General features: G+C 68.3%; 4 protein-coding genes. All 4 read left to right on the top strand.

The genetic code is table 11. From position 1 onward, the window contains the following. Nucleotides 1–296, top strand: a 296-nt coding sequence (locus tag DQW06_RS21775) for a GIY-YIG nuclease family protein (RefSeq protein ID WP_117199207.1), incomplete at its 5' end; no start/stop codon positions are given. Nucleotides 297–530: 234 nt separating this feature from the next. Then, nucleotides 531–1,268 carry a Scr1 family TA system antitoxin-like transcriptional regulator gene (locus DQW06_RS21770; protein WP_232833112.1) on the top strand — a complete coding sequence of 246 codons (738 nt, stop codon included), beginning with the start codon at nucleotides 531–533 and terminating at the stop codon, nucleotides 1,266–1,268. Continuing rightward, nucleotides 1,265–1,438 (top strand): DUF397 domain-containing protein, encoded by a 174-nt coding sequence (locus DQW06_RS21765; protein ID WP_117199205.1) that lies wholly within the window; start codon nucleotides 1,265–1,267, stop codon nucleotides 1,436–1,438. The genes DQW06_RS21770 and DQW06_RS21765 overlap by 4 nt, the downstream gene beginning before the upstream one ends. Before the next feature lie 816 nt (nucleotides 1,439–2,254). Next, entirely contained in the window at nucleotides 2,255–2,467 is a 213-nt protein-coding gene (locus DQW06_RS29925) for a hypothetical protein (RefSeq protein WP_358412915.1), read from the top strand. Nucleotides 2,468–2,577 lie beyond the last annotated feature (110 nt).

Here is a 2,577-nt window from a genome sequence, read left to right as displayed (position 1 = left end):
TCGCCCTGGCCGCCACCGCGTGCGGCCCCGAGCCCACTGCCGAGAGTGAGAAGCCGACGGCCGCGGCCACGTGCCAGGAGCACGTCGAGCGCTCGTGGGAGTCCCTGGTCAGCGCGGAGTTCGAGACCTCCTCCGACATCACCGTGACCAGCGCCGAGGACCCGTGGGAGTACGAGGTCGTCGCCAGCGCCACCACGGAGAACGACGCCGGCGAGGTGGAGCGCGCCGAATACACGTGCTTCGCCGTCAACAACTCCGGTGACTGGTTCGTGGTGGACATGCGGGACGTCGCGTAGGAGCCGGACACGGCGGAGGCGCCGCGTCCGCCGGGGAAGCCCGTCCCCCCGGGGGGCACGACCGCCCGCCCGGCACCGTCTGCTCCGCCCGCGGGCAGGGGGAGCCGCTCACGGAGTCAGCACGTGCCTTGGGAGAAGGGTCGCTCCACCGTCTACGGAGTTTCGGCAAACGCCTGACGGGATGGGGAACCCGGGCGTAATCTCTCGCTTATGGCGGAACCCCCTTTTCCCGATGTGCTCACCAAGCTGCGAGAGCTGAACGGGCTTTCCCAGAAGCAACTCGCGCACCGTGTCCACACATCCGTGGCCTCGGCTTCCCGATGGACGAATGGGCACGCACTGCCGCAATTGCCTATGGCGGAAAAACTGGACGCCGAGCTGAAAGCGAACGGAAAACTGCTGGCCGCGTGGCGTCAGGCTACTGCGGGTACGACGCTGCCGGAGTGGGCCCAGACATTGTCCGGCATAGAGGAGGCCGCGCGCACGCTCCAGATCGTGTCACCTGTACTCGTCCCCGGATACCTCCAGAGTCCGTCGTACGCCACAGCCGTGTTCCGGTCCGGTTGGCCATTGGCTTCGGACGAGGAGATCACCCAGCTCACCAAGCTGCGCACAGGACGCCTCGCGAAACTCCCCCGGCTCCGGGTGACAGCGGTGTTCCCTGTGACCGCCCTGACCAGCTTCGACGAGGCGGTAAGGACGGAGCAGGTAGCGCACCTGCTGGATCTCGTCGGCTCGGGGCGGGTCGTGGTTCATCTGGTTCCGGTGGGGTCGATCCTGGTCGATCCAGCGTCAACGCTTCTGGCGTTTCGGCTGCACTCCGGGGAACTGGCTATCAGCAGTGATCACGCAGACGGTAACGTCATCCACGTAGCCGAAACCCACGAAAGGTTGCAGGCACTCGTCACGGGAGCGCTGGCGGTGGCCCTCCCCGCCCGACACTCACTCGATGCGTTGAAGGACCTCGCATGAACGACTGGCACAAGAGCACCTACAGCTCGACAGGATCGAACTGTGTCGAGGCGCGCGAGCACGCGGCAGGCGTGGACGTGCGCGACACCCAGAACCGCGATCTGGGGCAGCTGGAGTTCGCCGCCAGCGAGTGGACCGCGCTCGTGGACTCCCTCAAGCACCACGGCTAGCGACCACCTGACCAAGGGCAGCACCTCCATGGGAGGCGCTGCCCTTCTTCATGCCCGGCAGGGCGATCGCAAATGATTCCAATTCGGGCTAAAAGGATAACTCTGGCGGAGGGTGAAAACTCACCTGTCCTTTTCCGGCGTGTGCTCTGATCTGGGGTTATGTCCGACCGGGTGGTTTTTTCGAGTCGGGTTCGAAGAAAAGTTCGCCATCACGCTCCGTGTGTCCTAATCTTCTACCCGAACACACAACTCCATACGCAGAAAGACCCCGCGACGGTTTCCCACCGCCCGGGGTCGTGGCCAGCAACTACGAACCTTTAACCCAAGGAATTTGCCAGCATGCGCCAGTTTAGCGCTGCGCTTCTCAGCCGTGCCCTCGGCCCGCTGATCGCGTTCTTCTCCTCCCCGTGCGGACGCCACTCCACCGTTGTCGGCCGCCGACGACGCTCCTCCCGCGTCCGCCGTTACGCTCCCTCACCGCCCGCCGCTCCCGTGCAGACCGGTCGGAACCGGGCCCCCTCACGTCGCACGGCTCCCACACCTCCCGCGTCTCCCGGGCCTCGCAAAACGCCCGCGCGCCCCAGGGTTCCCGCGCCGCGACTCGCGCCGCCCAGGGAACGGATCGACGCCGAGGAAGTCGCCCTCGTACGCCCCTACTTCACCGCCCACGAAAGCCTTCGCGCCGCCGAGACCCGGGTTCCCGCACCCCGCAAGCCCGAACCCCGCAAACCCGAGCCCCAGAACCTCGCGCCCCGAACCCCCGCACCTGGCGGACCCGGCTCCGGCACCGCGCCCCGGGAAACCGAGACCGAGGAGGTGCGCCGCGCGTTCGAGCAGGCCCGGATACGCGCCGCCGCCATCGTCCGGCAGTGGCGGGAGGACCCCGGCGGTGACCTGCTCGGCGGCCCCGTGCCCCGTTTCGGCGTCGTCGGACCCCCGCGACCCACGCCCGCTCAGCCCGGCGAGTGGGACGAACTCACCTCCCGCATCCGCCTCCTGCTCCAGCAGCGGCAGGGCGCGACGGCGTGAACGCCGCCCTGACGAGGGAGGACCCCGACCCGCGTCCCGACAACCCTCCAGCCGACCGGCCAGCGGGTGCGGCGGGGCCGGTTCGGGTTCGCGCCCCGTCCCCCCCCCCC

This window comes from Nocardiopsis sp. TNDT3, from assembly GCF_003427465.1.
GTDB classification, from domain to species: domain Bacteria; phylum Actinomycetota; class Actinomycetes; order Streptosporangiales; family Streptosporangiaceae; genus Nocardiopsis; species Nocardiopsis dassonvillei.
The sequence above is the reverse complement of the archived record's forward strand: the minus strand, read 5'-3'. Positions and strand labels throughout refer to the sequence as shown.